The following is a 26,173-nucleotide window of genomic DNA, read 5'->3' on the forward strand; positions in this document are numbered from 1 at the left end:
CTGCGTTTCCTCGAGATGTGTTCTTTTCAGCCTCATTCTCTTAGCATAGCCTGGGCAGCGATACCGTGGAGGACTGTCATGCGTTGCGCTGTTCCGGTAGGACCGATTGTCGCCACCTTCCTTGCCGCGACGGCGCTGGCCGGATCGGCGCGGGCCGAGGATCTCAATGACTATCCGACCTCGGCGCGCGCCGAATATGTCTTCGGCTGCATGAAGGCCAACGGCGAGTCGCGGCAGTCGATTGCGCAATGCTCCTGCTCGATCGACGTGATCGCCTCGATCATTCCCTATGAGCGCTACGTCACGGCGGAAACCGTGCTCAGCATGTCCCAGGTGAAGAGCAATCTCGGTACCCAGTTCCGCACCTCCGAGCAGGCCGCCAATGCGCTCAACGATCTCCGCCGCGCCCAGGCCGAAGCCGAAGTGAGATGTTTCTGACGCCGCGCGTCCTGACCTTTGCATCAGGTGCCTGATCCCTCCGCCGGCCATTCGTGCTCGAACACATGGCCCTGGGTATCGTGCGCCTCGGCGCGGAAGTGCTTGGCGCCGTTCGAGACATAGGTGAAGCGGATATTGGGATCCTCCGAGATCGAGATGCCGCCGTCGACGGACAGCACGAGCTTGCCATCCTGCGACAGCGTCAGCTGGTCGACGAAGAAGGCGGGAATGTAGAGCTGGGTCAGCTGGTCCATCTGCAGCCCGGAATTGTTGGGATGCCCGACCATCACCTGAGCCTCGCGGATGCCGCTGCTCGCACCGTCACCGGCTTGCGTGAACTGCCGGTAGCGCATCTGGCCGACGCGCGCCTTGGCTTCATCCGGATTCTTCGCCGCCGGCGCGGAGCAGCCGCCGGATGCCTTCACGAATGTCTTCACCACATAGAGCTGACCGTCCGTCAGTTCGGCCACGGCATGCACATCGGTGTAGTTGTTGACACGGACACGGGTCGAGATCGCCGTGACATTGGCGTCCGCGCCGAGCGTGAATTTGGCCGCCATCGGGGCCGGGTTCTGGTCGATCACCAGCGTGATGGTCTTGATGCGGCGGTCGTCGGCGGGCGACAGCTTGCTGCGCAGCGTGACTGGAACGACCGATGCGTCCTCGGCTCGGGGCGGCATCTCGATCGCCAGCACATTGCCGCCGTCCTGCATCGGCTTGTTGTTGAAGATGTCCTGCACCAGTCCCGGCCATGGATCGTACGTCTCGGCGGCGTTCGCAGGTGCGAAGGCAAATACAACGCATGCGCCGAGAAGCAAGGTTGATGGCAGGCGGAGCCGGGTCATGGCGCAGTCCTCCAAGGCCGTTCTGGTGTGCCGGCGATCATAGCGTGTCCGCAGGCTCATTCCCATTCCATTTCCGAAAATGCTGCGGTGGCGTTGCGCGCATTGTAGTCGTCGAACAGTTGCCACTTGCCGCGCTCCGATGCGGCGGCCCCGCTCGCCTCCGCGATCGGCTTTCCCGCCTTGATCAGCCCGTTGATGTCGTGGGCCAGGGTTTCGAGGTAGCGCCGCTCATCATTGAGCGCCAGCGGCCAGGGACTGACGGGGCCATGGCCCGGCACGACCCGATCGGCCGCGATCGCTGAAAGGGCGCCGAGGTCTGCGATCCAGCCGCGCAGGCTGCCGTCCATCACGGGGATGTGACGGAGGAAGACCAGATCGCCGGCAAACAACGTCCGGCTCTGCTCATCGACGACGGTGAGGTCGCAATCGCTGTGCGCGGTGCTCCAGGCCTTGAGCGTGAGCGCGCGACCGCCGAGGTCGAGCGACATCAGGTTGTCGACGACGATCGATGGCGCGACCAGGCGGACGTCGTCGATCAGCTCCGCGCCCATCAGGCGGCGGAACGCCTCGATGTAGTGGGATCCGCGCATCGCCAGCGCACGCGGCAGAGTCTTGGCGCCGACGAAGCTCGTCCCATCATCCTGAAAGGCGGCGTTGCCGAACATATGGTCGGGATGGGCATGGGTGTTGATGACGTAGCGGACCGGCTTGGTCGTGCGAAGCCGGATGGCTGCGAGCAGCGCGCGACCCTCCCGCGCGCTGCCGCCGGTGTCGATCACGGCCACGGCGTCATCGCCGATGATGAAGCCGACATTCGCAATGGCGCCTTCGTTCGAGGCGGTCATCAGTGCCGCCTCCCCGACATGGACGAAGACGCCGGGCGCGATTTCGCTGACCGCGAGTTCCCGCGGCTCCGCATGTGCCGCGCTGCCGAGCATGAGAACGCCCCACGTTCCGATCGCGATGAGGAGGCGGCTGATCACGTGTTTGCCTTGCTCGCGTGAGACGTGTGCATCATCGCGCCGGCGTTGCGTCGCAGCATGCGGTCAACTCTTCGCGATGACAGCAGCTGTTGCGCCAGCACGGCCGGCGGCCTAGCATTTTCAAAAATAACTCGATGCGCTCGATAGGGATGGAAAGACGAATGACGAAGCGTCGCACTCTTGTCGGCTCGCTGGCCGTTGCCGCGGGCCTCACTCTGCTCGGCCCCGCCGCCTCCTACGCGCAAAGCAATGACGGTCTCGACCTGTCGATCGAGCTGGTCGATCCCAAGGTTCTCCGCGTCTGCGCCGATCCGCGCAACCTGCCGTTCTCCAACGAGAAGGGCGAGGGGTTCGAGAACAAGCTCGCCGAGTTCCTGGCCGCCAAGCTGCAGAAGAAGGTCGACTACACGTTCTTTCCGCAGGCGACGGGCTTCGTGCGGATGACGCTCGGCTCGCATCGCTGCGACGTCATCATGGGCTTTCCGCAAGGCGACGATCTCGTGCAAAGCACCAGTCCTTACTACCGGACGGCCTATGCGATCGTGACCAAGCCGGGCTCGGATCTTGCCGATGTGACGACGCTGGAAGACGCCAAGCTCAAGGGCAAGCACATCGGAATCGTCGCGGGCACGCCGCCTGCGACCAACATGGCGCTGGCCGGGCTCATGCCGCTGGCAAAACCGTATCCGTTGATGATCGACACCCGCGTCGACTCCTCGGCCGAGGCCATGATCAACGACCTGAAGTCGGGCGAAATCGACGCCGGCGTGCTGTGGGGGCCGATGGCCGGCTACTACGCCAAGCAGGCGAGCCCGCAGCTTCACGTGACGCCGCTGGTGAAGGAGACGTCCGGGCCGAAGCTGATCTATCGGATCGCGATGGGGGTGCGCGGCGCCGACCAGAACTGGCGGCGGCAGCTCAACAAGCTGATCCAGGAGAACCAGGGCGAGATCAACAAGATCCTGCTCGACTTCGGCGTGCCGCTGCTGGATGAGAGCAATCATCTGATCACCGCCGAGGCTGCGACGAAGCCATGATCGTTCGGCTCACCGCTGCGGTGTTGGCAGGCGCGCTGCTGCTCGCCGCGATGGCAGCGTGGGCCGACGAACTCGTGCCGGAGCCGGACAACTATCGCACCGAGAACTATCGTGCGCCGGTTCCGACCACATTGGCCGGTGCACGCGTGCTGTCGACGCTGCAGACCGAGGCGATATGGCGCGCAAAGTCCGCGGCCTTCGTCGACGTCCTGCCGCGACCGCCCAAGCCGAAGAACCTGCCGGCCGGCACGGTGTGGCGCGAGCAGCCGCGCCTGGACATTCCCGGCAGTATCTGGCTGCCCGACACCGGCTATGGCGTGCTCGCGGCGGCCACCGAGGATTATCTGAAGCGCGGCCTGACGCAGGCGTCGGGCGGCGACCAGGGGCGTCTGCTGGTGTTCTACTGCCTCGAAGACTGCTGGATGTCGTGGAACGCCGCGAAGCGCGCGCTGACCTACGGCTATCGCAACGTGGCCTGGTACCCCGACGGCACCGACGGCTGGGCCCGCGCCGACCTGCCGCTGCAGCAGACGGAGCCCGAGCCGCGGTCGGAGGAGTGAGCGGAGGTCGCAACAGACATCGCGGCCAATTGGTTTGCTCGTCATGCCCGGGCTTGACCCCGGCATCCACGCGGTGCCCCGCGGAAAGACGTGGATGGCCGGGTCAAGCCCGGCCATGACGATGCGGGGACATGAGTGCACTCGCTTTGCATGATCATGTTCAAGGGCGAGCGGCATCCGCGGCCTACTCCATGTCCTGCTGGATTTCGCGGGCGAGCGCGAACAGGCGCTGGTCGATGGCGGTGGGGACCTCGCAGACGAATTTCATCACGCGGCGGCGATCCTCGAAGATGCGGGTCTCCCAATTGAGCTGATTGCTCAGCTCCTCGATCTTGGCTTCGTCACGCGTAGCGCCGCTCTGCATCTCCTGCAGCTTGATGGTGTCGCCGCGCACCTTCTCGACGGCATCGCGCTGCTTGCGCATCACGCGCTCGAGTCCGTTCATGACCGAGGTGCGCTGGGCATTGAGCGTGTCGAACAGGCCGGCGAACAGCAGCTTGCCCTTGCGGGCCTTCTCCTCGGCTGTGCCGGTGATGAAATCGGCGACGTCCTTTTGCGCCTGTTCCAAGGGAATGCGTCGCGCCGCGAGCTTGGCCACGAGCTCCGAAATCTTCGGCTCGTCCTTCCAGCTCGCGCCGACATCGTCGATCGGCGGGCCGGACCAGACGGCCGCGATCGAGATCTCCGGCACCTTGGCCTGCGGGCAGGGCCAGTCGGGATAGCGCGGATCGGCCGCATACGCGGGACCGGCCGAGGCGACCAGGGCGATGGTCAGCAATCTCGCTCTCGATCTCATGCCTCGCCTCCGGGACCACGCCTGACAAATCCGCGCGACGGATCGTAGGCCAGGATTGCGCCGATCATGAACACGGCGGTGCAGCCGCCGACCACGGCGAGCGACACCAAGTTCAGCTTGCCGTACAGCGCAAAGCGGATGAGCTCCACCGCGTGGGTGAAGGGGTTGGCTTCGCAGAGATAGGCCAGCCACGGGCTGCCTTCCTCGACGCGCCAGAGCGGATAGAGCGCCGAGGAAGCGAAGAACATCGGGAAGATCACGAAGTTCATGACGCCGGCAAAATTCTCCAGCTGCTTGATGCCGGAGGAGATCAGCATGCCCAGCGCGCCGAGCATCAGGCCGGACAGGAGCAGCGCCGGCAGCACCGTGAGATAGCCCATCGGCGGCGGCGTGATGTCCCAGAACCAGGCGATGATCAGGAAGGCGTAGACCTGCAGCACCGAGACGGCGGTGCCGGCGAGCAGCTTGCAGAACAAGAGATAGCCGCGCGGCAGCGGGCTCACCAGCAGCGTGCGCATATTGCCCATCTCGCGGTCGTAGACCATCGACAGCGACGACTGCATGCCGTTGAACAGCTGGATCATCGCCATCAATCCTGGCGCGATATAGACCTCGTAAAGAATGTAGGTCTCGTAGGGCGGGATGATCGAGATGCCCAGCACCTGGCGGAAGCCTGCGGCGAAGATGAACAGCCAGACCAGCGGGCGCACCAGCGCCGAGACGAAGCGCTCGCGCTGATGCAGGAAGCGCAGGCCCTCGCGCCAGACGATGCCGATCAGGCAGGTGATGTACTCGCCCGCGGAGAAGCCGCTGCGGGTTGGGGTCGAGGTGTGAACGGTGGTGACGGTCATGCGTCCGCACTCCGTGCCGGGCTGGCGCTGCCTGGGCTGGCCTGGGTCGTCAGCCGCGCAAACGCCGCGTTGACGTCGGACGCACCGGCCTCGGCGATCACCTGCGGCACCGGCCCGCGCGCCAGCACGCGACCCTGATGCAGCACGACGAGGTCGTCGGTCGGGGCGATCTCGTCGAACAGATGCGTCGCCCAGAGCACGCCGATGCCCTGCTCGGCGACGAGCTGGCGGACATGGCCGACGATATCGGCGCGCGCCTTGACGTCGAGGCCGACGGTGGCCTCGTCGAGCAGCAGCAGCCGCGGCCGATGCAGCAAAGCGCGGGCGATCTCCAGCCGGCGCATCTGGCCGCCGGAGAGGTCACGCACCTTGTGGCCGCCGCGGTCGGAAAGACCAATGCGCGCCAGCAGCTCCTCGCTGCGCGCGCGGGCCTCGCGGCGCGCGATGCCGTGCAGCGCGGCGTGATAGAGCAGGTTCTGCCGCAGCGACAGATCGAGATCGACCGTACGCGGCTGGAACACGACGCCGAGCAGCCGCAGCGCCTCGCCGGGCGTCCGGCCGATGTCATGGCCGAAAATGTCGATCTCGCCCGATTGAACCGCGAACAGGCGGGTGATCAGCGAGAACAATGTGCTCTTGCCGGCGCCGTTGAGGCCGAGCAGGGCGGTGAAGCTCGCGGGCTTCACCACGAAAGAGACGTCGCTGAGCGCCTTGCGCGCGCCATAGGAATGGCTGACGCCGGCGATCGACAGCGCCGGGACCGGGTCAGGCGCCTGCTGCCGCGTAGGGTTCGTGGTGTCGAGAGCGGGTGCGTTCTGCGTGCTCATGGCTGTGCAATCGTGATGCCCCAGGGCAGCTCGCCGACCTGGATGGTCTTGATCACCTTCTGCGCGGCGACGTCGATCACCGAGACGTCGTTGGAAACGCCGTTGGTCACGAGCAGATATTTCTCGTCCGGCGTGAACTCCATGTGCCAGACGCGCTGGCCGACGAGCAGATATTTCTTCACCTCATGAGTGGTGGCATCGACCACAGCGACACGGTTGGCAGGGCCGAGCGCGACGAAGCCGGTCTTGCCGTCCTTGGTCAGCGCAATGCCGACCGGCTGGATCGCTTCGCTGCGCAAACCGGGCACGGCAAACTTGATCTTCCTGGTAATCTCACGCTTGGCCGGGTCGATGATCGAGACGGTGCCGCCGATCTCCGCCGACACCCACAGCTCCGAGCCGTCGGTCTTGAACTCGGCGTAGCGCGGCCGCGCATCGACCAGCACGTTCGCCACGATCTGGCGCGTCGACGTGTCGATGAAGTGCGCCATGTTGGTGGTTTCTGAGGTGCAGATCAGGGTCTTGCCATCGGGGCTCAGCATCATGCCCTCCGGCTCGACGCCGACCTGGACATCGCCGATGCGGACGCGCTTCTCCAGATCCAGGATCGTGACGGTGTTGTCGTTCTCGTTGGCGACGTAGAGCGTCTTGCCCTGGGCGTCCTGCACGAACAGTTCGGGATCGGGCCCGGAGGGCAGGGTGTCGACGACCTCCATCTTCTTGGCGTCGATCACCTGGATGGTGTCGTCGTCGCCGACCGCGACCATCACGAACTTGCCGTCCCGCGTGAACGAAATGCCCCGTGGCCGCTGGCCGACCTTGATGGTCTTGGTCACCGTCCAGGTGTCGGTGTCGATCACGGAGACGGTGTTGCCTTTTTCGTTGGAGACGAAGGCGACATAGGCGGAGGCGGGGGTGATGGAGGCCAACGCGAGCGCGGCGGTGAGCAGGCCGGCGGCTACCTTGAAGCGTGTTCGAAGTTGTGGCCGTCCTTCGAGACGCCCGCCTACGGCGGGCTCGTCGGGACGAGGACTGAGCGGGGGGCGACGTGCAAGCCTCTCTTTGTTGAGCCAAGCACGCTCAAGACCCTCATGGTGAGGAGCGCCGTCTTCGGCGCGTCTCGAACCATGAGGCCCCAGCCGGGCCTCGCCCTTCGAGACGCCCGCTTGCAGCGGGCTCCTCAGGGTGAGGGGAGACGCCGGGCCGAAAAGCATCTTCATCACCATCATCCCATCCGACGTCATTGCAGCTTGCATTTGGTTTCGGGCCGGTCGACGCCGAGCGTGTCGAGTTCGGAGACCTGGTGCAGAAAACCTTCCTGCGGGGAGACCGAGACGATCATGCGGCCGTCGGCGAGCAGGATCGGCTGGCGCAGTTGCAGGTTCCAGTCGCGCAGCGACAGACGCGTGCCCTTGAAGGCGGCGATGGTGAAGTTCGGGCTCTTCAGATAATCCGTCATCGCCTTGGCATCGCCGGAGTTGGTGCGCGACGCGGCTTCGCCGACCATGCGCACGGCCATCCACGCCTGCATGTCCAACGCGTCCATGCGGCGCAAGGCGAGCTTCATGAAGCGGTTCTGCAACTGCGTCGCGCCCCACTGGTCCTGCGCCGGATCCCAACTGGTCGGACGCAGCCCCGCGGAGCCTGCGACGGGACGCGGGTCCCAGGTGCGATAGGGCAGGTAGTTGGCGAACACTTCGCTCTCGTCGGCGGCGACCAGCACGTCATAGGCCGGCGCCTTCTGCGTGAACACCGGCATCTGGCGCTGGATCAGGGTGACGCCAGAGTCGGTGCGCCGCGCGCCACCCGCATCCTCGAAGGTGCGTTCCTCTACGATCTTGGCGCCGAAGCGGGTGGCGGCGCGGCGCAGCGCGTCGGCGAACAATTTGTCCTTGTCGTGCGAGCCGGTGACGAGCAGCCAGCGCTTCCACTGCTTCCACACCAGATATTGGGCGAGGCCATCGGCTAGCATCGAGCGCGTCGGCGCGACATGGATGACGTTGGCGCGGCAGTCCTGCTCGCGCAGCCGGTCGTCGGTGGCGCCGACATTGAGAAGCATGATGCCGCGGCCGCGCAGGCCATCGGCGACCTTCAGCAGCGTATCCGCCGGCAGGTCGGCGAGGATGAAGCCGGTCTTGTCCGCGAGTTCGTTCGCGGCCTGCGCCGCATCCTCATCATCCTTGACGCGGCGGTCGATCAGGCTGAAGCGCTGGTTGAGGAACTTGCCGGTGGTGTTGTTGTCCTCGATCGCGAGCTTCGCACCGGCGATGCCGTCGTCGGCCGCCGGCTGGTCGAGCGGCGACAAGGTCTGCGGCACGCCGGCGCGGCCGAGATAGCCGATCGCAATGTCGACCGTGTCAGCCGCGGCAGCGGCAGTTGCAGCGGCGATGAGGCCGATCGCGCCGATCAGGAATCGGGCCAGAACTCCCAGGACCACATGTCCTCCCATTGTTCCCCGTCCTGTGCCGGCGAGGTTTCGTCTTGCAAGATGACCGAATTGGCCTAGCTTTCAACCCCACTTTTGGCCGCTATGGCGTCATTCGGATCACGACCTTGAAACTGACTGTTCTCCTCGCGTCCCTGCTCCTGATGTCTGCAACATCAGCGCGCGCCGAGCCGCCCAAGGTGGCGGTGTTCGATTTCGAGCTGATCGACACCAGCCTGCAGGGCGAGGTGCAGGGGCCGCGGCAGGACGAGCAGCGGCGGCTGGCGCATGCGGCCGAGCAGCTGCGAACGGCGCTGCAGGACTCCGGCCAGTTTCGCGTGCTCGACATCGCGCCGGTCAACGATGCGGCGCACCATAGCAATCTGCAGGCCTGCGGCGGCTGCGACGTCAAGCTGGCGTCCGACATCGGCGCCGATCTCGCGATCACCGGGACGGTGCAGAAGGTCTCCAATCTCATCCTCAACATGAACATCTATCTGCGCGACGCTCACACCGGAAAGCCGGTCGCGGCCATGACCGCCGACATGCGCGGCAACACCGACGAATCCTGGACGCGAACCATGGCATGGCTGATCCGCAACCGCGTGCTGGCCCCGAACTACGGCGCGCCGCAGGCGAACTAACGATCGGGACATGAGCACGCGTTCTCGCGGCGGGTGACGCCCGAGCTTTGCAATCTCGATCGCCTCTCTCCAACAGAGAGGCGCAGGGAAGGCCGGGAGCCTGCCGCCCCCATGGCCCGCCTGCAGAAGAAAGTGCAGGCGGCAGGTACCACAGGTTCGGCTGGGGACATCCCGGCCCTCCCTGCGCGATGGTCTTAACGGTTGCTTCGCGTTCTCCCCGGTGCGCCGGGCTTTCTGGTCACCGTGCGCAACGACACGCCGTGAGCGCGCCGCCGCGGGGGCATCAGCGTCGGGATGCCAGGACCACGCGACTTGGCCGTACGCCGTGGTGCGTTCGTCGGCACATTCTTGCGAACATGCTGCGCGCCGCCGGCGTCCACCGCATCCCGCACTCCACGTTCGTGACGACCGCGATACGCCCTCTCGACGAGGCAGGACGGAGCGATACAATCATGAACTTCGGAAAAACGAAAGAGAAATCTTTTTCGCCGGAGGACTGGACAGGGGTGAACGCGTTGTGCCGCCTGGCAAAATCGCCGTCGACGCGCTGATAGACGAGAGCTCTGCAACGCGCCTCGATCACGACGCGCGGGCGTCCTGGCGCCCGCCGGGCAAATCACGTCCTGCCGTTCAGCGACCGAGACGCGCCGCGTGCCAGCGCAGGTGGTCGGCCATGAAGGTGGAGATGAAATAGTAGCTGTGGTCGTAGCCCTCCTGCTTGCGCAGCAGCAGGGGGATGTTCGCCTTCTCGCAGGCCGCCTTCAACAGCTCCGGGCGCAGCTGCTGCGTCAGGAACGGATCGGCATCGCCATAGTCGACCAGGATGTCGGAGACGCGGGCGCCGTCCTCGATCAGCGCGACCGCATCGTGCTTGCGCCAGGCCGCCTTGTCGCTGCCGAGATAGCCGCCGAGCGCCTTCTCGCCCCACGGCACCTGCGAGGGCGCGACGATCGGCGCGAAGGCGCTGGCGGCGCGGTAGCGGTCGGGGTTGCGCAGCGCCACCGTCAGCGCGCCATGGCCGCCCATCGAATGGCCCATCACCGATTGCCGCCGCGGATCGACCGGGAAGTTCGCCGCGACCACATGCGGCAGCTCCTCGGTGACGTAGCTCCACATCCGGTAGTTCTTGGCGAACGGCGCCTCGGTGGCATCGACATAGAAGCCGGCGCCGAGGCCGAAATCATAGGCGTTGTCGGCATCGCCGGGCACGCCATCGCCGCGCGGCGAGGTGTCGGGCGCGACGAAGATCAGGCCGAGCTCGGCACAGGCAGCGCGGAACTCGCCCTTCTCGGTGACATTGGCGTGGGTGCAGGTAAGACCCGAGAGATACCAGACGACGGGCAGTTTCGCGTCATCAGCATGCGGCGGCACGAACACCGAGAACGTCATCTCGGTCTTGGTTTCCTGGCTGGCGTGGCGGTACACGCCCTGGACGCCGCCGTGGGACTTGTTCTGGGACACGGTCGTGAGCGTCATGGGATCACCTGTCGGAAGCGCGATAGAAGCGGCGGACCGGAGCGCGCCACTGGCCGGATGTCAAGCGCCTGATGTCAAGCGACGCCGTTCTCGATCGCCAAACGCACCAGCTCGCCCGAGGTTCTTACGCCGAGCTTCTGGCGGATGATCGAGGAGGTGTTGGCGACCGTCTTGTAGGACGAGTGGATCAGCCAGGCGATCTCCGACAGGCTCTTGCCGGCGCTGAGCAGGCGCAGGATCTCCAGCTCGCGCGAGGTCAGCTTGGCCAGCGGGCTCTGCGCCACCGCCGCGCCCGCAAATGCGATACTGCGTGCGATCGCCGGCGGCAGATAGCTGCCGCCACGCGCGACCTCGCGGATCGCCTCGGTGAGATCGTTCGGATCGCCGCTCTTCGACACATAGCCCTTGGCGCCGATGTCGATGGCGCGCGCGGCGAACACCGGGTCGTCGTTCATGCTGAACATGATCAGCCGGGCCTGGGCGTCGCGCGCCAGGATGCGTCGCGCCAGCTCGAAGCCGGACACGGTCGGAAGATTGATGTCGATGACGCAGACATCAGGCCGTTCGGCGATGAAGCTGGTCTCGCCGCTCTCGGCGTCGGCGGCCTCCAGCAGCACCACGTCGGGATCGCCCGACAGCAGGGCACGGCAGCCGGAAGCCACGATGGGATGATCGTCGACGATCAGAACGCGCATGAACTTGGGGTCCCGGAATTCCAACTCGCGTCATTGTTGCGATGCATCATGGATGCATGCCGCGCGATGTTACATCATGTTGCAATTAGATCGCCGGCGCATTTGTCTGTCAATGTGAGTGCGCAGGAACACGGTGGCATTGAGGCGGAGAGAATGTGGCAGAATTGGTCGTTGCGCAGGCGCATCAACGTGCTGCTCGCGCTGGTGCTGATGCTGGGGCTTGCCATCAACATCGGCCGCCTGGTGCTAGAGGCCGCGCCACGGGTGCTCGCCGAGGATCAGAGCGTCATCCGCCTGACCCGCGCCTTCCTCGAGACCATCATGGACGAGGTCAATGAGGCACCGGATCCGGATGCCCGGCTGAACCGGATCGTCGGGGAGCTCGAGCAGCTGCGCCATGTCAGCGTGAGCAGGACGTCTGCGGCGGCACACCCCCGGCCGCCATCGGGTGAGGGCGCGCGGGCGGCGCCGGCCTGGTTCATCGCGCTGGTGCATCCCGACAAGACGTCCGTCATCATGCCCGTGATCGTCGCAGGCCGTGCCGAGACGCTGGTCATCACCTCGCATCCTGACGACGAGATCGCCGAGATCTGGGACGGCATCGTCACCCAGCTCATCGTCGGCTCGCTCGTCGGTCTTGCGCTGTTCGGCATCACGACGCTGGTGGTCGGTCGCGCGCTGGCGCCGCTCGGCGATCTGTCAGAGGCCATGAGCCGGATCGAGGACGGCGCGTATGACGCCCGCGTCAAGCCGGGCGGCGCGCCCGAGCTTGCCGCGCTCTGCGCCAAGCTCAATCATCTCGCCGGCGCGCTCGGCGAGGCGGTGGAGGAGAAGCGGCGGCTCGCCGAGCGCACCGTGTCGCTGCAGGATCTCGAACGCAAGGAGATCGCGCGCGAGCTGCATGACGAGTTCGGACCGCATCTGTTCGCATTGCGCGCCCATGCCAGCGCCTTGATGCGGCTGCCTGAAGCCGCGGCGCTCGACGTCGCGGCGATGCGCCGGCACGGCCAGGCGATCCTCGACCAGGTCAACGCCGTGCAGCAGTTCAATCGCCGCATCCTGGAGCGGCTGCGTCCGGTCGGCCTCGCCGAACTCGGCCTGCGCGAGGCGCTCGGCGCGCTGGTGCGGCTGTGGCGGGAGTCGCGCCCTGAGGTGGCGATCGCCACGCGCTTCGCCGAGACGGGCGTGCGCAGCAACGAGACCGCGGAGCTGACGATTTATCGCGTGGTGCAGGAGGCGCTGACCAACGTGTTCCGCCACGCCGAGGCGACCGCGGTCGATGTGGTCATCGAGCCGCTGCAGCAGACGGCCGGAGGACAGCGCCGCCTCTACACGCGGGTGTGCGTCCGCGATGATGGCCGCGGGCTGAAGGCCGAGCACAAGCTCGGCTTCGGTCTGACCGGCATGCGCGAGCGGCTGCTGGCGCTCGGCGGTACCTTGACGGTGGCCTCGACCGCTTCGGGGGTCACCATCGAGGCGCTGGTGCCGACCGATGCCATGGTGCCCGCCGACGCCGCGTGAGTTCACCGCGAGGAACATTCAACCTCGGAGCGCATTCATCGGTCGTCTCGGTGAATCCGCGCGGGCCGCAGTCTGGAGCACGCGCCGGTAGCTTGCGGTGACCAGATGATCAGAACCTTGCTTGCGCTGAGCGGCGCCGCCCTGGCGGCCGCGCTGTGCGCCGACCATGCCGCTGCGCGCGACGACGGTCGCTACGCCAACTCGCCGCTCAAAGATTGGTTCGACGGCCTGAGGAGCGGCCGCGGCCCGTGCTGTTCGGATGCGGATGGATTGGCCGTATCGGATCCGGACTGGGATCTGCAGGGCACGCACTACCGTGTGCGGCTCGACGGCGAATGGATCGTCGTGCCCGACGATGCCGTGATCACGGAGCCGAACCGCGCCGGGCGCACGATGGTGTGGCCCATCAAAGGCTCGCTCGGCACCTCGATCCGCTGCTTCATGCCCGGCAACCTGAGCTGACGCGGACCGGGTGGTCATGCGGCGGGCTGCGCTGCGGCCGATCGTCCGCGGCGGCGTCTGCCTTTGGAACATCAGTTTGTCCCGATGATTGCCCCGTCGGTCAGGCCACGACGGCCGTCTCGCGAGGAGCATCATGGAACAGAGCGGCGACATAAGTCTGCAAGACAGGATTCGCGAACGCGCCCATCGATTGTGGGAGCAGTCCGGGCGTCCGGACGGTCGCGAGCATGAGTTCTGGTATCAGGCCGAGCAGGAGGTCCGCGACATGCAGGAGCTGCACGACCAGGCCACGGCGCCCCCGCCGACCATGCTGCCGACCTGACCGGTCGAACGAGAAGGATGGACTGATGAGCAAGGAAACACCGAAGGACGATCCCCGCAAGGAAAGCGATTGGGGCTCGCTGAAGCAGACGGACAAGCCCTGGGCCGAGAAGCCCGAGAAGGAGCAGCGCTCTGAAGCGGCGAAGGATCTGGAGCAGTGGGGCGAGAGCAACACCCATTGAGGTGAGTATCGGCGGCGAGAGGCGGCCGGTGGGAATCGTTGAGACCTCCCGTGTGGCTGCCCCTCACCCCAACCCTCTCCCCGTAAGAACGGGGAGAGGGGGCGCACCGCATGCGGGGCGAGAGCTCGCTTCACATCTGCACATCTGTGAAAATTACAGAACTATCAGCCGTCAGTTCGTCTGCTTGACCGTATCTGCAGCATGGCTGCAGTAATGGTGGCAATCGATCCGCGTGTTCATTGTGAGCTCTTGTATTAGCGCCAGCGGCGCTGCGCTCCCTCTCCCTGTTCTTCACGGGGAGAGGGTCGGGGTGAGGGGCAGCGGCACGGGTGGTGAGAGTGGTAGACCTCAATCTCTTCACCCAGCTCGCATCAGCGCCGTCATGCCGTGTGCCCGGGATCAACATCATCCGGCGTCTTCTTCTCCCGTTGCGGCGTCATCTTTGCCGGATCCTCTCCGCCGGGTACGCCGCGCGGGCCGAGCTGATCGCGCTGGATGTCGTCCTCGGAGCGGCTGGGTTCGCGTCCGTTGATGGGAAGATCATTCGCCATGGCTCGCTCCTTCCTCGTCGCCTCATGAGAGAGCAATGCGGGCGAAGGTGATGACGTTCCTTACAACGAACTGACCGCCGCGGCGGTGCCCTGCGCAGGAACGCGGCTTCGGCGCTGCGATTGATGCTGGATCAAACCCAGGAGATCACCGATGTCCGACCAATACCCCAAGCCGCCGTTTCCGCCGCAGCAGCAGGCCATGCCGGGCACGACGGCCAAGATGCGGCCGAGGCCCGATCATGGCGAGACCAGCTACAAGGGGTCGGGCAGGCTGACCGGCAAGAAGGCCGTCATCACCGGCGGCGACAGCGGCATCGGGCGCGCGGTGGCGATCGCCTATGCGCGCGAGGGCGCCGATATCCTGATCGCCTATCTCGATGAGCAAGACGACGCCCGCGAGGTGCAGCAGCTGATCGAGAAGGAGGGACGAACAGCGCTGTTGATGCCCGGCGACATCCAGGACCCCTGGCATTGCCGGGCGATCATCCAGCGCGCCGTTGACGAGCTCGGCGGCATCGACATCCTCGTCAACAACGCCGCGCACCAGGCGACCTTCAGCGACATCGGCGACATCTCGGATGAGGAGTGGGAAATGACCTTCCGCACCAACATCCATGCGATGTTCTATCTCACCAAGGCCGCGGTGCCGCACATGAAGCCGGGCAGCGCCATCATCAATACGGCGTCAGTGAACTCCGACATGCCCAATCCGAGCCTGCTCGCCTACGCCACCACCAAGGGCGCGATCCAGAATTTCACCGGCGGGCTGGCGCAGATGCTGGCGGAGAAAGGTATCCGCGCCAATGCGGTGGCGCCCGGCCCGATCTGGACGCCGCTGATCCCCTCGACGATGTCGGAAGAGCGGGTGAAGAACTTTGGCCAGCAGGTGCCGATGAAGCGCGCCGGGCAGCCCGCGGAGCTCGCCACCGCTTATGTGATGCTGGCGGACCCGTTGTCGAGCTACACGTCGGGGACGACGGTGGCGGTGACGGGCGGGAAGCCGTTCATTTGAGGATCGGTATCGTCGGACTGCATCAACACACCGAACCCGGAATCTGGAGATTGTGAAGGGTCGCAAGACAACCTCGAGAGTCCGGGTTCAAGGCCTGCGGCCTTTCCCCGGAATGACGGGCGGGGTGATGCGGGTGTATATCGCCACTATCCCGAAGCTCTGCAGTCTCGGTGCCCGTGTCGGCTTTGTCCGACATCCGACAGCACGCGATCCGACATGTCGGGCGCGATGACCGCTCACGCTGCCGACATCAGCGCGCAGGGTGTGGTCTCGGTCTGCACCGGCCAGACGGCCGCGCTCGCCGTCTCTCCCGTCCGTTCGTCCAGAATCCGCTTCACCGAGCGCGAACAGAGCCCGCACTGAACCGAGCAGCCAAGACAATCATACACTTGCGCCGGTGAGCCGAAGGTGATGTCGGCCGTCGTGACGATGTCGCGAATGGCCGTGTCGCTGATGACGTTGCAGGAACAAATGATCATGGCTGTTGCTCGCTCCTGCCAACGATAAGCAACGGCAATGCCAAGGCGGACGCTCGCGACGCGGCCTAATCAGAATCGTTCGAAAGCGGGGATCAGCGTGAGCCGGCTGCGCTGGCGCGGATGCGATCGGCGGCATGCAGCCGGATCGCGGCCAGCGTCGCCTGGGCCAGCGCCTGGCCCTGCGCATCGATGCCGGTCCATTGCGCATGGCGGCCACGTGGATCGATCTCGGCCAGCGCGACACCCGCCGGCACGTCGCTGCCGTCGCGGACCACGCCGCGCAGGATGCCGTCGGTGGGCGCCGTGACCGGCTCGCCGGAGAGATGGCCGACGACAAAACCCTTGTAGATGCGCGTGCCGATCTCGACCGGCGTATGCCAGCGGCCTTCGTGCGGCGACAGCACCAGCCGCTCGGCGCCGACGCCGCCGAGCTCGCCGACGTCGTCCTTCGCCAAGGTCCAGCCGTCCACCACGATCTGGCCGAGCCGGTCCGGCCGGGTCTCGATCGCGACGTCGCAATTGGCCGACGGCGAGAAGCCGGGACCGATGCCGATCGACAGCCGCGTCATGCCGCGCAGGTTCGGCGTCACTTCATGCGCCTGCATCCGGGCGTCGATCAGCACGTCGATGGCGCGGACCGGCAGCAGATCGATGAGGCCGAGGGCGGTGACCAGGACATGGCGAGGATCGCCGAGCGCCTTGAACACGTCCATCGTGCTGTCGATGCGCTCGCCGATCACGTTTTCGACACGGACGCAGTCGCCGAACAGCGCGTCGTGAAATGCCATCTTGCGCCGCATGACCGGCGGATTGGGGTCGTGCGACAGCACCACGCAGAAGCCAGCGCGATGCAGGTGCACGGCGATCGCGGACGCGACGTCGTTGGTCCCGAGGACCACGGCGAAGCGCACTGCAGTCGTCCCCATGTCCCGGTCCATTTGGCGTTCGGCGTCACGTGGCTCTCCGTCGCGAGAGTGGAAAGCCATCTTCCAGTTCGAATGAGACGATCGGTCAGCAAGAGTTGGACCAGCGCCGGGTCTGGCGAAAAATGATCGCCGTTTGAACGTCTTGCTTCTGGCGGCGGTTCTGAAGGTCCCGGGCTTGGCGCGGCGGAAAGCTGACGCCGGCCATGTCCCGAATCCGCCAATCTGTCGCGAACCCGACAAGGAATCGCGGGCGTGCGCGTGGATTTCGCTGGCCCGGAATCTGCACAACCGCCGCATGACGATACCGCGCGGGTTTCAGGGACGCGCGGTGCAGGATCAGGACGAATGCGGTGAGCCTCGACCTCGACCAGGACGTTCGCGAGCCCGCGGTAAACGCGGCCGAGGATACCGCTGACATCGCTTCGTGCCCGTTTCACCGGGACATGGCTCATCGAGACATGGCGGCGGCCGAGCGACTGGCGCGGAGCGAGCAGAAGACGCTGGTGTTGACCGGTGGTTCGCGCGGCATCGGCCACGCGACGGCCAAGCTGTTTTCCGACGCCGGCTGGCGCATCATCACCTGCTCGCGGCACCCGTTCGATGGCGGCCGTTGCCCCTGGGATGCCGGGCCCGACAATCATGTTCAGGTCGATCTCAGCGATCGCAAGGCGATCCCGCGTGCGATTGCCGACATCAAGGCGCGGCTCGACGGCGCGCCGCTGCATGCGCTGATCAACAATGCCGCGATCTCGCCGAAAGCCGAGGACGGCGGCCGCTTGGATTCGCTGGCGACCTCGGTCGAGACCTGGATGACGGTCTTCCACGTCAACTTCCTCGGACCGATCCTGTTGGCGCGCGGCCTGTTCGAGGAACTGAAGCGCGGGCAGGGTGCGGTCGTCAACGTGACGTCGATCGTCGGCACCCGCGTGCATCCCTTTGCCGGCACGGCCTATGCGACGTCCAAGGCGGCGCTGGCGTGTCTCACCCGCGAGATGGCGCACGACTTCGCCCCGCATGGCATTCGCGTCAACGCCATCGCGCCCGGCGAGATCAAGACCGAAATGGTGTCGCCCGAGACCGAGGCGCGGTTCTCGCCGCTGATTCCGATGCGCCGGATCGGCGCGCCGGAGGAGGTGGCCAAGGTGCTGTTCTTCCTCTGCTCGGACGCGGCGAGCTACGTGACGGGCGAGGAGATTCAGATCAATGGCGGACAGCATCTCTAGGTTGACCGACCGCCCAGCGGCGTTTTGACGCCGTCTCCTGAGATGGCCGACTTTGTTGGCAATCAAGCGAAGCGAGTGCCATGCGGTGACTGGAAACTTTGTGAACAGTTCGGATGCTTGCGATGTCTTCGCAACAAGCAGGCCGTTGCGCGTTTATTAGGTGTCGGAAACACAACGGATTTGTCAGCCGGACGCAACGTCAATCCACGCGCAGCCCGTGCAATGCGCGCGTCGCGCCGGCTGCAAACTAATTTGTTAAGATCATGAAGTTCTGCAGCTTTTCTGTTCTTTTGGTTGCACACTACTTCTGCGGCAATGCAGCAAAGTTAGGCACGACAATCATCTGCAGTTAAGGGAGGATGTTAGAACGCCTACAATCGCGGGCGATCTCGTAGAGAGCGTCCGTGACCATCAGAGAAGCGACCATGGTCCAAACGGAAACACGTCAGGTCGAAGCTCAGGACGTCAGGTCCAATGCTGCCCCGATACCGCTCAGCGAGATCGCGCTGACCGGAATTTTCGAAATATCGAAAATCCTGGCCGCGCCGACGCGGCTGGAAATCACCCTCGCCAACGTCGTCAACCTGCTGCAGTCCTTCATGCAGATGCGCCATGGAGTGGTGTCGCTGCTCGCCGATGACGGCATTCCCGATCTTGCCGTCGGCGCCGGATGGAGCGAAGGCAGCGACCAGCGTTATCGCGAGCGCCTGCCGCAGAAGGCGATCGATCAGATCGTCGCCACTGCCGTGCCGCTGATCGCGGAGAACGTGTCGGATCATCCCGCGTTCAGCGCCGCAGATGCGGCGACGCTCGGGGCCGACGCCGGCACACGGGTGTCGTTTCTCGGCGTTCCCATCCGCATCGATCAGCGCGTCGTCGGAACGTTGACGATCGACCGCGTCTGGGATGGCCGCGCCATTTTCCGGCTCGACTCCGATGTCCGCTTCCTGACCATGGTGGCGAACCTGATCGGCCAGACCATCAAGCTGCACCGCGTCGTCGCGCGCGACCGCGAGCGGCTGATGGCGGAAAGCCACCGGTTGCAGAAGGAGCTGCTGGAGCTGAAGCCTGCGCCGGCCAAGGGCAAGAAGGTGCTGGTCGACGGCATCGTCGGCGACAGCCCGGCGCTGCGCGCTCTGCTCGACAAGATCAACGTCGTCGCCAAATCGAATGCGCCGGTGCTGCTGCGCGGCGAATCCGGCACCGGCAAGGAGCTTGTGGCGAAGGCCATTCACGAACTGTCGAACCGCGCCAAGCGGCCGTTCATCAAGATCAACTGCGCGGCGCTGCCGGAGACGGTGCTGGAGTCCGAGCTGTTCGGCCACGAGAAGGGCGCCTTCACCGGCGCGATTAATGCGCGCAAAGGCCGCTTCGAACTCGCCGACAAGGGCACCTTGTTCCTCGACGAGATCGGCGAGATTTCGCCGGCGTTCCAGGCCAAGCTCCTGCGCGTGCTGCAGGAGCAGGAGTTCGAGCGGGTCGGCGGCAACCAGACCATCAAGGTCGATGTGCGCATCGTCACCGCGACCAACCGCAATCTGGAAGAGGCGGTGGCGCGCAACGAGTTTCGCGCCGACCTGTACTATCGGATCAGCGTCGTGCCGATCAAACTGCCGCCGCTGCGCGACCGGCGTACCGATATCCCGCAGCTGGCGCGCGAATTCCTGCGTCGCTTCAATTGCGAGAACGAGCGCGATCTCACCTTCGACGTCAGCGCCATCGAGGTGCTGATGCATTGCGGCTTCCCCGGCAATGTGCGCGAGCTGGAGAACTGCGTGCAGCGGACCGCGACCTTGGCCGCGGGATCGGCGATCGGCCAGCACGACTTCGCCTGCAGCCGCAACGAATGCATGTCGGCGATCCTGTGGAAGGGCAACACCGTGACCCCGCCGCCGCCGCGCGGCCAGCCGATGGTGCCGCTGCCGATCCTGCCGCGCACCTCGGCGCCGATCGAGACGCCCGTCGATCTGCCGGCGGCTGAGGCGGACGATGGTGAATACTCAGAGGCCATGGACGGCGGCGCCGTCCCCGAGCGCGACCGCATCGTCCAGGCGATGGAGCGCTCCGGCTGGGTCCAGGCCAAGGCCGCGCGGCTGTTGGGGCTCACGCCGCGGCAGATCGGCTACGCGCTGAAGAAGTACAACATCGAGGTCAAGCGGTTCTGAGTGGATTGATTCTGGACGGATGAAAGGGCGCGCGGATGCGCGCCCTTTTTTGCTTGAGGCCATGCTCAAGTCGTCAGGCTTTCTCGGTTCGATCACTGCTGTCGTCATGAGAGCCCCAACTATTCCCCGGGCGACGGTAGACTCCCCTCCCCCTTGCGGGCAGGGGTCGGGGGTGGGGGTCCACGGGCACACTGCGCGTGATGCGCGCTGACCTCTTTGTCGGAAAAACCGCTCGTCTTTGACGGAATCCAACGCCGATTGATCGCACAGTCATCGTCGAACGTCCGCACAGCGGCCCATCCGACTCACGAACATCTGCGCCCGGAGACCCCCACCCCCGACCCCTCCCCGCAAGGGGGAGGGGAGCTCACCGGTCGTGCGGCGAATAGCTCGACTCCAACCGAGCGCACGTCCATCAGCCGCTCCTGTCGCACTTGCGACATGCTGTCGGGAGAGCGACAGCTGGCCGACGCGGCGATGTTTAGAATCCTCCTTAGAAATCAACCAAATGCGCTCTGGCACGGGGCTTGAAAGATGATGCCCGAATGACATCGCCCGATGTCGCCGAAGCGCGGGGAGCGGCACATGACCTACAAGATCATCGCCTCACAATGCACGGTCTGCGGAGCCTGTGAGTTCGAATGTCCGAATGCGGCCATCCGGCTCAAGAACGACATGTACATCATCGATCCGAAGAAGTGCACGGAGTGCGAAGGCCACTTCGACGCGCCGCAATGCGCTGCCGTCTGTCCGGTGCCGGACACCTGCGTGCCCGCCTGACGCGGGCGCCTTGTTGAGCCTTGGAAGCGGAGTGAGAGATGGCAGCGGTTCAGGAGACCATTGATCGCGTCAAGGGCATTGACGTTGATCAATATCGTTACGGGTTCGAGACGCAGATCGAATCCGAGAAGGCTCCGAAGGGGCTGTCGGAAGACACCATCCGCTTCATCTCGGCCAAGAAGAACGAGCCGGTCTGGATGCTGGAATGGCGGCTGGAGGCGTATCGCCGCTGGCTGACCATGACGGAGCCGACCTGGGCGCGCGTCGGCTACCCCAAGATCGACTATCAGGATCTCTATTACTATTCGGCGCCGAAGCCGAAGAAGAAGGTTGCCTCGCTCGACGAGATCGATCCCGAGATTCTCAAGACCTATGAGAAGCTCGGCATTCCCCTGCGCGAGGTCGAGATCCTCGAAGGCGTCGAGCGTCCCACCGCGGCCGCGGAATCCGAGGATGGCGAGGCGGCCGCGCCGCGCACCAAGATCGCGGTGGACGCCGTGTTCGACTCGGTCTCGGTGGCAACCACCTTCAAGGAGGAGCTGAAGAAGGCCGGCGTGATCTTCATGCCGATCTCTGAGGCGCTGCGCGAGCATCCGGACCTGGTGCAGAAATATCTCGGCACGGTCGTGCCGACCACCGACAATTATTTCGCCACGCTCAATTCGGCGGTGTTCTCCGACGGCTCGTTCGTCTACATCCCGCCGGGTGTACGCTGCCCGATGGAGCTGTCGACTTATTTCCGCATCAACGAGCGCAACACCGGCCAGTTCGAGCGCACGCTGATCATCGCCGACAAGGGCGCCTACGTCTCCTACCTGGAAGGTTGCACGGCGCCGCAGCGCGACGAGAACCAGCTGCATGCCGCCGTCGTCGAGCTGGTCGCGCTGGATGACGCAGAGATCAAGTATTCGACGGTGCAGAACTGGTATCCCGGAAATTCGGAAGGCGTCGGCGGCATCTACAATTTCGTCACCAAGCGCGGCGACTGCCGTGGCGCGAATTCGAAGATCTCCTGGACGCAGGTCGAGACGGGATCGGCGATCACCTGGAAATATCCGAGCTGCATCCTGCGCGGCGACAATTCCAGCGGCGAGTTCTACTCGATCGCGATCTCCAACGGCTTCCAGCAGGTCGATAGCGGCACCAAGATGATCCATCTCGGCAAGAACACGTCGAGCCGGATCATCTCCAAGGGCATCGCCGCCGGCAAGTCGCAGAACACCTATCGCGGCCTGGTCAGTGCCCACCGCAAGGCGTCCGGCGCGCGCAACTTCACCGCCTGCGACTCGCTCTTGATCGGCGACAAATGCGGCGCGCACACCGTGCCCTACATCGAGGCGAAGAACTCGTCGGCGGTGTTCGAGCACGAGGCCACGACCTCGAAGATCTCCGAGGACGTGCTGTTCTACTGCATCCAGCGCGGCCTCTCGCAGGAAGAGGCGGTCGGGCTCGTCGTCAACGGCTTCGTCAAGGACGTGCTGCAGCAGCTGCCGATGGAGTTCGCGGTCGAGGCGCAGAAGCTGATCTCGATCAGCCTCGAAGGTTCAGTCGGATAAGGACGTCGCGCGCGGCGACAACAGATGAGGAGTGTTCGATGACGGCCTTGCTCGAAATCAAGGGGCTCCATGCCGAGATCTGCGGTGGTCGCAAGATCATCCAGGGCCTGGACCTCACCGTGAACAAGGGCGAGATCCACGCCATCATGGGCCCGAACGGCGCCGGCAAGTCGACCTTGTCCTACGTGCTCGCCGGCAAGCCCGGCTATGAGATCACCGCCGGCGAGGTCTATCTGAACGGCGAGGACCTGCTGGCGATGTCGGCCGACGAGCGCGCCGCCAAGGGCGTGTTCCTGGCGTTCCAATATCCGCTGGAGATCCCGGGCGTCGCGACCTTGACCTTCCTGCGTGCTGCCTTCAACGCCCAGCGCAAGGCGCGCGGCGAGGAGGAGCTGTCCTCGCCCGACCTGATCAAGCGCGTGCGCGAGATCGCCAAGACCCTGAACATCGACTCCGAGATGCTGAAGCGGCCGCTCAATGTCGGCTTCTCCGGCGGCGAGAAGAAGCGCAACGAGACCCTGCAGATGGCGCTGCTGCAGCCCTCGCTCTGCGTGCTCGACGAGACGGACTCGGGCCTCGACATCGACGCGCTCAAGGTCGTCGCCAACGGCGTCAACGCGCTGCGCTCGGCCGAGCGCGGCATGATCGTGATCACGCATTATCAGCGACTGCTCGACTACATCGTGCCGGACATCGTCCATGTGTTCGCGGCCGGCCGCATCGTCCGCACCGGTGGTGCGGATCTCGCGCGTGAGCTCGAGGCGACCGGCTACGCGCAGTACCAGAGCGAAGCGGCATAAGGGCGGGGCACGAGCATGGGCGTCGCGATCCGCAAGACCAAGGCCGAGCTCGGGCTGGCCGATCTGTACCAGGGCGCCCGCCGCTATCTGCCGGGGGGCGAGGAGATCACGGCGGTGCGTGCCGCCGCCTTCGACCGCTTCACCGCGGTCGGCCTGCCGCACCGGCGCGTCGAGGCCTGGCGCTACACCGATCTGCGCACGCAGATGAAGGAGGCCAAGCGGCTTGCTTCGCTTCCGGACGATGCCGCCAAGGCCAAGGCGCGGGAGGCAAAGGATCTGTTTGCCGGCGCCGGCTTCCGCAAGCTCGTCATCGTCGACGGCGCCTTCGTGCCGGAGCTGTCCGACCTCGCCGGGCTCGAGCCCGGTCTGACCATCCAGCCGATGGCCGATGCGCTGGCCGCCGACAAACCGCTGCTGTCGCAGCGCCTCGGCGCGATCGTGCCGGACGATGATCCGGCGCTGGCGCTCAACACGGCGCTCGCCGCCAATGGTGTCGTGATCCTGGTCGCGCCGGGCACCGCGCTGAGCCGGCCGATCCACGTTGCCTTCGTCACGACCAATTGGGTCGCGACCTCGATGTTCACCCGCTCGCTGGTCAATATCGGCGCCGGCGCCAGCGCGACCATCGTCGAGTCGCATCAGGGGCCCGATGGCAGCGAGTACCAGGTCAACACCGCGATGCAGCTCGTCGTCGGCGACGAGGCGCGCATCGACCACGTCAAGGTCGTCAGCGAGGGCGGCAGCGCGCTGCACATCGGCTCGCTGCTGGCCAATATCGGCGCGCGCGCGACCTTCAATCAGCTCGGCTTCGTCGCCGGCGGCAGTCTGGTCCGTAACCAGCTGTTCGTCCGCTTGGCGGGCGAGGGCACCGTCGCCGACATCCGCGGCGGTTCGCTGCTGTCGGGCACGCAGCACGCCGACACCACGCTGTCGATCGAGCATGCCGCCGAGAACGGCCAGAGCCGCGAGACCTTCAAGGCTGTAGTCGGCGACACCGCCCGCGCGGTGTTCCAGGGCAAGATCACGGTCGCCCCCGGCGCGCAGAAGACCGACGCCAAGATGATGTCGCGGGCGCTGCTGCTGTCTGACGAGGCCGAGGCCGACTCCAAGCCGGAGCTCGAGATCTTCGCCGACGACGTGCAGTGCGGCCACGGCACCACGACGGGTGCGATCGACGATGAGTTGCTGTTCTATCTGATGGCCCGCGGCATTCCGCCGGCGGAAGCCAAGGCGCTGCTGATCCAGGCCTTCATCGGCGAGATCATCGAGGGCGCGGCCAACGAGAGCGTGCGCGACGCGCTGACCGGGGCGCTGCTGGGCTGGCTCGGACGACGGGAGTAGACGATGCATGCAGCGGTGAACGGGAGCGGCTACGATGTGAGCCGCATCCGGGCGGATTTTCCCATTCTCGGCATGCAGGTCCACGGCAAGCCGCTGGTCTATCTCGACAACGCCGCCTCGGCGCAGAAGCCGCAGGCCGTGCTGGACCGGATGAACCAGGTCTATACGTCCGAATACGCCAACGTGCATCGCGGACTGCATTATCTCGCCAATGCCGCCACCGAGGCCTATGAGGGCGCCCGCAGCAAGGTGGCGACCTTCCTCAACGCCGAGAGCCCCGAGCAGATCATCTTCACCCGGGGCGCCACTGAGGCGGTGAACCTGGTGGCCCAGACCTTCGGCCGCGAGCGCATCGGGCCAGGCGACGAGATCGTGCTCTCGATCATGGAGCACCACGCCAACATCATTCCGTGGCATTTCCTCCGGGAGCGCCAGGGCGCGGTTATCAAATGGGCCCCCGTGGACGACGACGGCAACTTCCTGCTCGACGAATTCGAAAAGCTGCTGACCCCGCGCACCAAGATGGTGGCGATGACGCAGATGTCGAACGTGCTCGGCACGGTCGTGCCCGTGAAGGAGGTCATCCGCATCGCGCATGACCGCGGCATTCCGGTGCTTGTCGACGGCTCGCAGGCCGCGGTGCACATGGAGGTCGACGTCCGGGATATCGATGCGGATTTCTACTGCATCACCGGGCACAAGATCTACGGCCCGACCGGAATCGGCGCGCTGTATGGAAAGCGCGAGCTCCTGGCCTCGATGCCGCCGTTCAACGGCGGCGGCGAGATGATCCGCGAGGTGTCACGCGACTGGGTCACCTATGGCGACCCGCCGCACCGCTTCGAGGCCGGCACGCCGCCGATTGTCGAGGCGGCGGGTCTCGGTGCGGCCATCGACTACGTCTCCTCGATCGGCAAGCAGCGCATCGCCGCGCATGAGCATGATCTCGTGGTCTACGCCACCGAGCAGCTGCGCGAGATCAACTCGCTGCGCATCATCGGCAACGCCGCCGACAAGGGCGCCATCGTCTCGTTCGAGATGCAGGGCGCCCACGCCCACGACTTCGCCACCGTCATCGACCGCTCCGGCGTCGCGGTGCGCGCCGGCACCCACTGCGCCATGCCTCTGCTGGAGCGCTTCGGCGTGTCGGCAACCTGCCGGGCGTCATTCGCGATGTACAACACGCGGGAAGAGGTCGATGTTCTGGTGCGCGCGCTGAAGAAGGCGCAGGAGTTTTTCTCGTAAGAGACTGAGATTCCGGTCGCTAGTATTGCGAT

At 65.5% G+C, this 26,173-nt stretch carries 28 protein-coding genes; 16 read left to right on the top strand and 12 right to left on the bottom strand.

What is annotated here, in order from left to right:
• The first annotated feature begins 78 nt into the window (after positions 1-78).
• Complete coding sequence (locus ACQR0Z_RS08485) at positions 79-438, top strand: hypothetical protein (RefSeq protein ID WP_434861460.1); 360 nt, start codon at positions 79-81, stop codon at positions 436-438.
• Positions 439-461: 23 nt separating this feature from the next.
• Here ACQR0Z_RS08485 and ACQR0Z_RS08490 read toward each other — a convergent pair whose 3' ends face one another.
• Both ACQR0Z_RS08490 and ACQR0Z_RS08495 read right to left on the bottom strand, forming a co-directional pair.
• Positions 462-1,283: a quinoprotein dehydrogenase-associated SoxYZ-like carrier gene (locus ACQR0Z_RS08490; RefSeq protein ID WP_434918328.1), complete on the bottom strand. Its 822-nt coding sequence runs from the start codon at positions 1,281-1,283 to the stop codon at positions 462-464.
• Positions 1,284-1,339: 56 nt separating this feature from the next.
• Complete coding sequence (locus ACQR0Z_RS08495; RefSeq protein ID WP_434918717.1) at positions 1,340-2,221, bottom strand: quinoprotein relay system zinc metallohydrolase 2; 882 nt, start codon at positions 2,219-2,221, stop codon at positions 1,340-1,342.
• A gap of 206 nt (positions 2,222-2,427) precedes the next feature.
• Between ACQR0Z_RS08495 and ACQR0Z_RS08500 the strand changes: the two genes are divergently transcribed.
• Positions 2,428-3,303, top strand: coding sequence for a substrate-binding domain-containing protein (locus ACQR0Z_RS08500; RefSeq protein WP_434861462.1), 876 nt, complete (start codon positions 2,428-2,430; stop codon positions 3,301-3,303).
• The gene (locus ACQR0Z_RS08505) at positions 3,300-3,863 is read left to right on the top strand and encodes a PQQ-dependent catabolism-associated CXXCW motif protein (RefSeq protein WP_434918329.1); all 564 of its coding nucleotides are present in this window, start codon (positions 3,300-3,302) and stop codon (positions 3,861-3,863) included. Before ACQR0Z_RS08500 ends, ACQR0Z_RS08505 begins: the two co-directional genes overlap by 4 nt.
• Positions 3,864-4,047: 184 nt before the next feature.
• Here the strand turns inward: ACQR0Z_RS08505 and ACQR0Z_RS08510 are convergent, their stop codons facing one another.
• The 5 genes from ACQR0Z_RS08510 to ACQR0Z_RS08530 form a co-directional block, all read right to left on the bottom strand.
• Positions 4,048-4,659, bottom strand: coding sequence for a hypothetical protein (locus tag ACQR0Z_RS08510; RefSeq protein WP_434918330.1), 612 nt, complete (start codon positions 4,657-4,659; stop codon positions 4,048-4,050).
• A complete protein-coding gene (locus ACQR0Z_RS08515; protein ID WP_434918331.1) occupies positions 4,656-5,510 on the bottom strand; it encodes an ABC transporter permease in 855 nt (284 codons plus the stop codon). The genes ACQR0Z_RS08510 and ACQR0Z_RS08515 overlap by 4 nt, the downstream gene beginning before the upstream one ends.
• Positions 5,507-6,337: an ABC transporter ATP-binding protein gene (locus tag ACQR0Z_RS08520; RefSeq protein ID WP_434861466.1), complete on the bottom strand. Its 831-nt coding sequence runs from the start codon at positions 6,335-6,337 to the stop codon at positions 5,507-5,509. Before ACQR0Z_RS08520 ends, ACQR0Z_RS08515 begins: the two co-directional genes overlap by 4 nt.
• Entirely contained in the window at positions 6,334-7,287 is a 954-nt protein-coding gene (locus ACQR0Z_RS08525) for a YVTN family beta-propeller repeat protein (protein WP_434876673.1), read from the bottom strand. Before ACQR0Z_RS08525 ends, ACQR0Z_RS08520 begins: the two co-directional genes overlap by 4 nt.
• Before the next feature lie 290 nt (positions 7,288-7,577).
• On the bottom strand, positions 7,578-8,786 hold the full coding sequence (locus ACQR0Z_RS08530; protein ID WP_434918332.1) for an ABC transporter substrate-binding protein: 1,209 nt from the start codon (positions 8,784-8,786) through the stop codon (positions 7,578-7,580).
• Positions 8,787-8,926: 140 nt separating this feature from the next.
• Here ACQR0Z_RS08530 and ACQR0Z_RS08535 point away from each other — a divergent pair, with 140 nt between their 5' ends.
• Positions 8,927-9,406: a DUF3280 domain-containing protein gene (locus ACQR0Z_RS08535; protein ID WP_434918718.1), complete on the top strand. Its 480-nt coding sequence runs from the start codon at positions 8,927-8,929 to the stop codon at positions 9,404-9,406.
• 630 nt (positions 9,407-10,036) lie between these two features.
• Here ACQR0Z_RS08535 and fghA read toward each other — a convergent pair.
• Together fghA and ACQR0Z_RS08545 are read right to left on the bottom strand one after the other, a co-directional pair.
• Positions 10,037-10,882: an S-formylglutathione hydrolase gene (fghA, locus tag ACQR0Z_RS08540; protein WP_434918333.1), complete on the bottom strand. Its 846-nt coding sequence runs from the start codon at positions 10,880-10,882 to the stop codon at positions 10,037-10,039.
• Positions 10,883-10,956: 74 nt separating this feature from the next.
• On the bottom strand, positions 10,957-11,577 hold the full coding sequence (locus ACQR0Z_RS08545; protein WP_434876494.1) for a response regulator transcription factor: 621 nt from the start codon (positions 11,575-11,577) through the stop codon (positions 10,957-10,959).
• A 153-nt stretch (positions 11,578-11,730) separates the two neighbouring features.
• Here ACQR0Z_RS08545 and ACQR0Z_RS08550 point away from each other — a divergent pair, with 153 nt between their 5' ends.
• The 4 genes from ACQR0Z_RS08550 to ACQR0Z_RS08565 all read left to right on the top strand — a co-directional run bounded on the left by ACQR0Z_RS08550 (position 11,731) and on the right by ACQR0Z_RS08565 (position 14,063).
• The gene (locus ACQR0Z_RS08550) at positions 11,731-13,098 is read left to right on the top strand and encodes a histidine kinase (protein ID WP_434918334.1); all 1,368 of its coding nucleotides are present in this window, start codon (positions 11,731-11,733) and stop codon (positions 13,096-13,098) included.
• A 105-nt stretch (positions 13,099-13,203) separates the two neighbouring features.
• Positions 13,204-13,560: a hypothetical protein gene (locus ACQR0Z_RS08555; RefSeq protein ID WP_434918335.1), complete on the top strand. Its 357-nt coding sequence runs from the start codon at positions 13,204-13,206 to the stop codon at positions 13,558-13,560.
• 133 nt (positions 13,561-13,693) lie between these two features.
• A complete protein-coding gene (locus tag ACQR0Z_RS08560) occupies positions 13,694-13,882 on the top strand; it encodes a DUF2934 domain-containing protein (RefSeq protein ID WP_434918336.1) in 189 nt (62 codons plus the stop codon).
• Between the two features lie 25 nt (positions 13,883-13,907).
• On the top strand, positions 13,908-14,063 hold the full coding sequence (locus ACQR0Z_RS08565) for a hypothetical protein (RefSeq protein ID WP_434876490.1): 156 nt from the start codon (positions 13,908-13,910) through the stop codon (positions 14,061-14,063).
• A 380-nt stretch (positions 14,064-14,443) separates the two neighbouring features.
• Here ACQR0Z_RS08565 and ACQR0Z_RS08570 read toward each other — a convergent pair whose 3' ends face one another.
• Positions 14,444-14,614, bottom strand: a complete 171-nt coding sequence (locus ACQR0Z_RS08570) for a hypothetical protein (protein ID WP_434861475.1) — start codon at positions 14,612-14,614, stop codon at positions 14,444-14,446.
• Positions 14,615-14,765: 151 nt separating this feature from the next.
• Here ACQR0Z_RS08570 and ACQR0Z_RS08575 point away from each other — a divergent pair, with 151 nt between their 5' ends.
• Positions 14,766-15,626, top strand: a complete 861-nt coding sequence (locus ACQR0Z_RS08575) for an SDR family oxidoreductase (RefSeq protein ID WP_434918337.1) — start codon at positions 14,766-14,768, stop codon at positions 15,624-15,626.
• A 236-nt stretch (positions 15,627-15,862) separates the two neighbouring features.
• Here the strand turns inward: ACQR0Z_RS08575 and ACQR0Z_RS08580 are convergent, their stop codons facing one another.
• Together ACQR0Z_RS08580 and ACQR0Z_RS08585 are read right to left on the bottom strand one after the other, a co-directional pair.
• Entirely contained in the window at positions 15,863-16,105 is a 243-nt protein-coding gene (locus tag ACQR0Z_RS08580; RefSeq protein ID WP_434918338.1) for a (2Fe-2S)-binding protein, read from the bottom strand.
• Between the two features lie 92 nt (positions 16,106-16,197).
• Positions 16,198-17,031, bottom strand: a complete 834-nt coding sequence (locus ACQR0Z_RS08585) for a xanthine dehydrogenase (RefSeq protein WP_434861478.1) — start codon at positions 17,029-17,031, stop codon at positions 16,198-16,200.
• A 350-nt stretch (positions 17,032-17,381) separates the two neighbouring features.
• Here ACQR0Z_RS08585 and ACQR0Z_RS08590 point away from each other — a divergent pair, with 350 nt between their 5' ends.
• From ACQR0Z_RS08590 to ACQR0Z_RS08620, 7 genes are all read left to right on the top strand, one after another.
• The gene (locus ACQR0Z_RS08590) at positions 17,382-18,254 is read left to right on the top strand and encodes an SDR family NAD(P)-dependent oxidoreductase (RefSeq protein ID WP_434918339.1); all 873 of its coding nucleotides are present in this window, start codon (positions 17,382-17,384) and stop codon (positions 18,252-18,254) included.
• 425 nt (positions 18,255-18,679) lie between these two features.
• The gene (gene nifA / locus ACQR0Z_RS08595; RefSeq protein WP_434918340.1) at positions 18,680-20,419 is read left to right on the top strand and encodes a nif-specific transcriptional activator NifA; all 1,740 of its coding nucleotides are present in this window, start codon (positions 18,680-18,682) and stop codon (positions 20,417-20,419) included.
• Positions 20,420-21,004: 585 nt separating this feature from the next.
• Complete coding sequence (locus tag ACQR0Z_RS08600; protein WP_006609648.1) at positions 21,005-21,199, top strand: 4Fe-4S dicluster domain-containing protein; 195 nt, start codon at positions 21,005-21,007, stop codon at positions 21,197-21,199.
• A 38-nt stretch (positions 21,200-21,237) separates the two neighbouring features.
• Positions 21,238-22,755, top strand: coding sequence for a Fe-S cluster assembly protein SufB (sufB, locus tag ACQR0Z_RS08605; RefSeq protein ID WP_434918341.1), 1,518 nt, complete (start codon positions 21,238-21,240; stop codon positions 22,753-22,755).
• A gap of 38 nt (positions 22,756-22,793) precedes the next feature.
• Positions 22,794-23,555 (top strand): Fe-S cluster assembly ATPase SufC, encoded by a 762-nt coding sequence (sufC, locus tag ACQR0Z_RS08610; RefSeq protein WP_434918342.1) that lies wholly within the window; start codon positions 22,794-22,796, stop codon positions 23,553-23,555.
• A gap of 15 nt (positions 23,556-23,570) precedes the next feature.
• Positions 23,571-24,896 (top strand): Fe-S cluster assembly protein SufD, encoded by a 1,326-nt coding sequence (gene sufD / locus ACQR0Z_RS08615; protein ID WP_434918343.1) that lies wholly within the window; start codon positions 23,571-23,573, stop codon positions 24,894-24,896.
• A gap of 3 nt (positions 24,897-24,899) precedes the next feature.
• Positions 24,900-26,141 (top strand): cysteine desulfurase, encoded by a 1,242-nt coding sequence (locus ACQR0Z_RS08620; RefSeq protein WP_434918344.1) that lies wholly within the window; start codon positions 24,900-24,902, stop codon positions 26,139-26,141.
• Positions 26,142-26,173: the final 32 nt, after the last annotated feature.

This window comes from Bradyrhizobium sp. HKCCYLS3077 (genome assembly GCF_051167555.1).
Taxonomy (GTDB): Bacteria; Pseudomonadota; Alphaproteobacteria; order Rhizobiales; family Xanthobacteraceae; genus Bradyrhizobium.

Excerpts from the sequence above, each read along its gene's own strand:
- ACQR0Z_RS08620 (WP_434918344.1), top strand. The coding sequence starts at position 24,900 with ATGCATGCAGCGGTGAACGGGAGCGGCTACGATGTGAGCCGCATCCGG.
- ACQR0Z_RS08505 (WP_434918329.1), top strand. The coding sequence starts at position 3,300 with ATGATCGTTCGGCTCACCGCTGCGGTGTTGGCAGGCGCGCTGCTGCTC.
- ACQR0Z_RS08565 (WP_434876490.1), top strand. The coding sequence starts at position 13,908 with ATGAGCAAGGAAACACCGAAGGACGATCCCCGCAAGGAAAGCGATTGG.
- ACQR0Z_RS08560 (WP_434918336.1), top strand. The coding sequence starts at position 13,694 with ATGGAACAGAGCGGCGACATAAGTCTGCAAGACAGGATTCGCGAACGC.
- ACQR0Z_RS08490 (WP_434918328.1), bottom strand. The coding sequence starts at position 1,283 with ATGACCCGGCTCCGCCTGCCATCAACCTTGCTTCTCGGCGCATGCGTT.
- ACQR0Z_RS08485 (WP_434861460.1), top strand. The coding sequence starts at position 79 with ATGCGTTGCGCTGTTCCGGTAGGACCGATTGTCGCCACCTTCCTTGCC.
- ACQR0Z_RS08530 (WP_434918332.1), bottom strand. The coding sequence starts at position 8,786 with ATGGGAGGACATGTGGTCCTGGGAGTTCTGGCCCGATTCCTGATCGGC.
- ACQR0Z_RS08580 (WP_434918338.1), bottom strand. The coding sequence starts at position 16,105 with ATGATCATTTGTTCCTGCAACGTCATCAGCGACACGGCCATTCGCGAC.
- ACQR0Z_RS08570 (WP_434861475.1), bottom strand. The coding sequence starts at position 14,614 with ATGGCGAATGATCTTCCCATCAACGGACGCGAACCCAGCCGCTCCGAG.
- ACQR0Z_RS08500 (WP_434861462.1), top strand. The coding sequence starts at position 2,428 with ATGACGAAGCGTCGCACTCTTGTCGGCTCGCTGGCCGTTGCCGCGGGC.
- ACQR0Z_RS08545 (WP_434876494.1), bottom strand. The coding sequence starts at position 11,577 with ATGCGCGTTCTGATCGTCGACGATCATCCCATCGTGGCTTCCGGCTGC.
- nifA (WP_434918340.1), top strand. The coding sequence starts at position 18,680 with ATGGTCCAAACGGAAACACGTCAGGTCGAAGCTCAGGACGTCAGGTCC.
- sufC (WP_434918342.1), top strand. The coding sequence starts at position 22,794 with ATGACGGCCTTGCTCGAAATCAAGGGGCTCCATGCCGAGATCTGCGGT.
- fghA (WP_434918333.1), bottom strand. The coding sequence starts at position 10,882 with ATGACGCTCACGACCGTGTCCCAGAACAAGTCCCACGGCGGCGTCCAG.
- sufD (WP_434918343.1), top strand. The coding sequence starts at position 23,571 with ATGGGCGTCGCGATCCGCAAGACCAAGGCCGAGCTCGGGCTGGCCGAT.
- ACQR0Z_RS08600 (WP_006609648.1), top strand. The coding sequence starts at position 21,005 with ATGACCTACAAGATCATCGCCTCACAATGCACGGTCTGCGGAGCCTGT.
- ACQR0Z_RS08555 (WP_434918335.1), top strand. The coding sequence starts at position 13,204 with ATGATCAGAACCTTGCTTGCGCTGAGCGGCGCCGCCCTGGCGGCCGCG.
- ACQR0Z_RS08535 (WP_434918718.1), top strand. The coding sequence starts at position 8,927 with ATGTCTGCAACATCAGCGCGCGCCGAGCCGCCCAAGGTGGCGGTGTTC.
- ACQR0Z_RS08585 (WP_434861478.1), bottom strand. The coding sequence starts at position 17,031 with ATGGGGACGACTGCAGTGCGCTTCGCCGTGGTCCTCGGGACCAACGAC.
- ACQR0Z_RS08520 (WP_434861466.1), bottom strand. The coding sequence starts at position 6,337 with ATGAGCACGCAGAACGCACCCGCTCTCGACACCACGAACCCTACGCGG.
- ACQR0Z_RS08510 (WP_434918330.1), bottom strand. The coding sequence starts at position 4,659 with ATGAGATCGAGAGCGAGATTGCTGACCATCGCCCTGGTCGCCTCGGCC.
- ACQR0Z_RS08495 (WP_434918717.1), bottom strand. The coding sequence starts at position 2,221 with ATGCTCGGCAGCGCGGCACATGCGGAGCCGCGGGAACTCGCGGTCAGC.
- ACQR0Z_RS08575 (WP_434918337.1), top strand. The coding sequence starts at position 14,766 with ATGTCCGACCAATACCCCAAGCCGCCGTTTCCGCCGCAGCAGCAGGCC.
- ACQR0Z_RS08515 (WP_434918331.1), bottom strand. The coding sequence starts at position 5,510 with ATGACCGTCACCACCGTTCACACCTCGACCCCAACCCGCAGCGGCTTC.
- sufB (WP_434918341.1), top strand. The coding sequence starts at position 21,238 with ATGGCAGCGGTTCAGGAGACCATTGATCGCGTCAAGGGCATTGACGTT.
- ACQR0Z_RS08550 (WP_434918334.1), top strand. The coding sequence starts at position 11,731 with ATGTGGCAGAATTGGTCGTTGCGCAGGCGCATCAACGTGCTGCTCGCG.